We start from the raw sequence: 3,703 nt of genomic DNA on the forward strand, positions 1-3,703 counted from the left end.
CAGCCGAGCATTCAGCCGAGCGAAGCCCAGGCCACCACGCCGCTCCTGCCGTGGCCGACCTTCGCCGACGGTCAGCCGCTCCCCGCGCTCCCGGACGGGCAGCCCGATTTCAGCGTGCCGGGCGCCCCGCGCCCGCCGCAGTAGGAAGGTGCGGGAGGCGCGTTACGCGGCGACGCCGATGGCCGAGAGCGCGCTCGTGAAGAAGCGGAGTCCGTCGACGCCGGATCGCATGCGCTCCGACGTGTTCGGCCCGAAGCCCGGCTCGGTCGCATGCTCGGGGTGCGGCATGAGGCCGACCACGTTGCCGCGCTCGTTCGTGAGCCCGGCGATGTCGTTCAGCGAGCCGTTGGGATTCACCCCGGCGTAGCGGAACGCGACGAGGCCTTCGCCCTCGAGGCGCTTCAGGGTCTCGTCGTCGGCGATGTAGCCGCCGTCGCCGTTCTTGAGCGGGATCACGATCTCTTCGCCCTGCTCGAACTCGTTCGTCCAGTCGGTGCTCGCGTTCTCGACGACGAGGCGCTGATCGCGGCGCACGAACTGCTGGTGGGCGTTGCGGATCAGCCCGCCCGGCAGCAGGTGCGCCTCGACGAGCACCTGGAAGCCGTTGCAGATGCCGAGCACGGGCATGCCCGCGTTCGCCGCATCGATGACCTCGGCCATGATCGGGGAGACGGCGGCGATGGCGCCCGGGCGCAGGTAGTCGCCGTAGCTGAAGCCGCCGGGCAGCACGATCGCGTCGACGCCCTGCAGGTCGTGGTCGGCGTGCCAGAGGGCGACGGCCTCGCCGCCCGCCAGGCGGATGGCGCGCTGCGCGTCGCGGTCGTCGAGCGACCCGGGGAAGGTGACGACACCGATCCGCGCGGACATCACTCGGCGCCTTCGACCGTCACGGCGACGACATCCTCGATCACCGAGTTCGAGAGGATCTCGTCGGCGACGCGGCGGGCCTCCTCGAGCACCTCGTCGGTGACCTCGCCGTCGACGACCAGCTCGAAACGCTTGCCGATGCGCACGTCGTGGAACTTGCCGTGGCCGAGGCGGGCGAGCGCGCCCGAGGTGGCTTTGCCCTGCGGATCCAGCAGCTCAGCCTTCGGCATCACTTCAACAACAATCGTGGGCACTCGGCGCCTCCCGGTCACGAACTCAACAGTCCGGTCCAGTTTACCCGTACGAGCGGGCTATGCCTCGACGCGGCCCGTCGTCGGTCGATGGAGCTCGGGGGCCTGCCGGCGATTCCGCGTCTGGAGGCTCACCGCGATCACGGCGAGCGCCAGCGCGAGCATCACGCCGGCCGGCAGCAGATCGTCGAACACCCAGCCTGCAGTGATCGGCAGCAGCCGGCTCTCCTCGGTCTCGTCGATGCTCGAGCCGTCGGGGAACACGACCGCGCCCCCCGCGTCGACCGTCATGCGCAGAGACACCTCGACCGATCTGCCGTCGACCGTGACGGCCTCGGCCACCAGGCGGTAGTCACCGGGGGCGAGCCCCTCGGGCAGGTCGGCTTCGGCGTTCACCCACCGGTTGCGCCCGGCGTCGGCCGTGGCGATCGTCTCTGCGCCGGGATCGAGCGTTACCGTGGCGTCGGTGCCCCGTTTCAGATCGGAGCCCCACAGCGAGATCCGCGGGTTCACGAGCTCGACGGAGTCGTCACCCTCCGACTCGCTGTACTTCTCCTGGTCGGCGTAGGCCGAGAGGCCGAGGCCGGGGGAGACGTTCAGGCTCGACACGGCGCTCGCCGCGTAGCCGAGAGACATGCCCGCTGCAGCGATGGCGAATACGATGACGAGCACGAAGTTGAGGGTCGTCGCCCCCGCGACGATCGGCGCCTGCGCACCGCGCTCATCCGCTCCGCGACGCGCGAGCCTCGTGCCGACGAGCACGCCGAAGGCGATGATGACGAGGATCACCACCCAGATCCACACCTCGAGGGCAGTGCGGGTGACGTCGTAGACGATGAGCCCGAGCACCAGCGCGACCGCTGCTGCGATGATCGGTGTCGCGAAGGCGAGGGCGACCGCGCGCTGCCCATCGCCGTGCTGCGCATCGGTCGCGGCCTGCGCGTCCGCAGCGACCGTGCCGGCAGCGTGCGCACCGGTGGGCGGAATCGACTCAGCGGGGGCTGCTGCGGGTGTCGCCGCGGGCGCCGCTGTCGTGCCGGAGTCGGCCGACGGCGCGTGCTTCGCCCGGGGCGGCGGGAACACGAAGCCCAGCAGGATGAGCGTCACGACGAGCGCCGTGTAGAGCACGATCGGCACGTAGAGATTGACGATGCGGGCGACCGGCGCCGGGTCCCCGCCCTCGGTGACGCCGAAGAAGCCGCCGAGGAAGAGCACGAGCACTGCCCAGACGGCGATCGCGGACGCGACGATCAGCACGAGACCCGAGAAGCTCGAGACGGGGCCGACGAGCGTGCTGCGGTCGGCGGACACCGCGCCGAGGCCCGCGAGCCGTCGCTTCGCGAACAGCGCGCCGAGACCGAGCACGACGACCGCCGCGACGTAGAAGTACTGGGCCAGCGTCACGCGCTCGGGCTGAAGGTCGTACTGGGAGGGGCCCGAGACCTCGACGAGTCGCACGTACTGGCCGGCGACGAACAGCAGCCATGCCAGGGCCGCCGACCCCAGAATCAGGGCGAGGCAGCGAATCGCGATGCGACTCGGGGAAACGGTCTGTTGCGTCATGCTCGCATTGTATCGGCGCGGTTCACGACGCGAATCAGTATTATTCGCTGGTCAGGCGCTCGAAGAGCTCGCGGTAGCGGCCGAGCGTGCGCGCGACGATGTCGTCGGGCAGCACTGGCGGTTCGCCCTGCTTGTCCCAATTCGCCGAAAGCCAGTCGCGCACGATCTGCTTGTCGAAGCTGGCCAGGCGATCCGGGCCGCCGGCCGCGTAGCCCGCGGCGTCCCAGTAGCGGGACGAATCGCTCGTGAGGACCTCGTCGGCGAGCACCAGATCGGCGGGGGTCGATCCTTCTCGCGAAGGATCCCAACCGAACTCGAACTTGGTGTCGGCCAGGACGACGCCGCGCTCGGCTGCCAGCTCCCGTGCCGCGGTGAAGATCCGCAGCGAGGCGTCGCGGAGTGCCGACGCGACCTCTTCGCCGACGAGCTCGACCGAGCGCTCGAAGGTGATGTTCTCGTCGTGCTCGCCGAGCGGCGCCTTGTAGGCCGGCGTGTAGATCGGCTCCTCGAGCAGGTCGCCATCGCTCAGCCCCGCGGGCAGCTCGATCCCGCAGACCGCACCCGTCTCGCAGTACTCGGCGTAGCCGGATCCCGTCAGAGCCCCCCGCACCACGCACTCGATGGGGTGCATCTCGAGGCGCCGCGTGAGCATCGCCCGGTCCGCCACCTCCAGCGGCACGGGCGGCAGCGAGGGGTCGGCCGCCGCCAGATGATTCGGCAGGTCGATCCGCTCGAACCACCAGTTCGAGAGCGCGGTCAGCACGGCGCCCTTGCCGGCGATCGGCGGCTCGAGCACATGGTCGAAGGCGCTGATGCGATCGCTCGCCACCACCAGGAGATGCGCGGACTCGCCCTGCAGCACCTCGGGGACGTAGAGATCGCGCACCTTGCCCGAGTAGATGTGCCGCCAGCCGGGCAGCTCTTGCGCGGTGGCGGCCGACGGGGCGCCCGCCCCGCTCATGCCTCGACCACCCGCGCCGCGATGTCGGTGCGGTGCTGCCCGCCCTCGAGCCTGATCCGAT

The 3,703-nt window shown here is 70.5% G+C and carries 4 protein-coding genes; all 4 read right to left on the reverse strand.

What is annotated here, in order from left to right; translation table 11 throughout:
- Positions 1–162: 162 nt before the first annotated feature.
- From purQ to ACFPZL_RS11050, 4 genes are read right to left on the reverse strand one after another with little or no spacing between them, the layout of a single operon-like run.
- Positions 163–867 carry a phosphoribosylformylglycinamidine synthase subunit PurQ gene (purQ, locus tag ACFPZL_RS11035; RefSeq protein WP_218116024.1) on the reverse strand — a complete coding sequence of 235 codons (705 nt, stop codon included), beginning with the start codon at positions 865–867 and terminating at the stop codon, positions 163–165.
- A complete protein-coding gene (gene purS / locus ACFPZL_RS11040) occupies positions 867–1,121 on the reverse strand; it encodes a phosphoribosylformylglycinamidine synthase subunit PurS (RefSeq protein WP_218116025.1) in 255 nt (84 codons plus the stop codon). The genes purQ and purS overlap by 1 nt, the downstream gene beginning before the upstream one ends.
- Positions 1,122–1,178: 57 nt before the next feature.
- On the reverse strand, positions 1,179–2,681 hold the full coding sequence (locus tag ACFPZL_RS11045; protein ID WP_218116026.1) for a hypothetical protein: 1,503 nt from the start codon (positions 2,679–2,681) through the stop codon (positions 1,179–1,181).
- Between the two features lie 40 nt (positions 2,682–2,721).
- Entirely contained in the window at positions 2,722–3,642 is a 921-nt protein-coding gene (locus tag ACFPZL_RS11050) for a phosphoribosylaminoimidazolesuccinocarboxamide synthase (protein ID WP_218116027.1), read from the reverse strand.
- Positions 3,643–3,703 lie beyond the last annotated feature (61 nt).

The organism is Leucobacter soli (assembly GCF_042659205.1).
Taxonomy (GTDB): domain Bacteria; phylum Actinomycetota; class Actinomycetes; order Actinomycetales; family Microbacteriaceae; genus Leucobacter; species Leucobacter soli.

What these genes read in the sequence shown, in the direction of transcription:
- ACFPZL_RS11045 (WP_218116026.1), bottom strand. Translation starts at nt 2,681, where the DNA reads ATGACGCAACAGACCGTTTCCCCGAGTCGCATCGCGATTCGCTGCCTC.
- ACFPZL_RS11050 (WP_218116027.1), bottom strand. Translation starts at nt 3,642, where the DNA reads ATGAGCGGGGCGGGCGCCCCGTCGGCCGCCACCGCGCAAGAGCTGCCC.
- purQ (WP_218116024.1), bottom strand. Translation starts at nt 867, where the DNA reads ATGTCCGCGCGGATCGGTGTCGTCACCTTCCCCGGGTCGCTCGACGAC.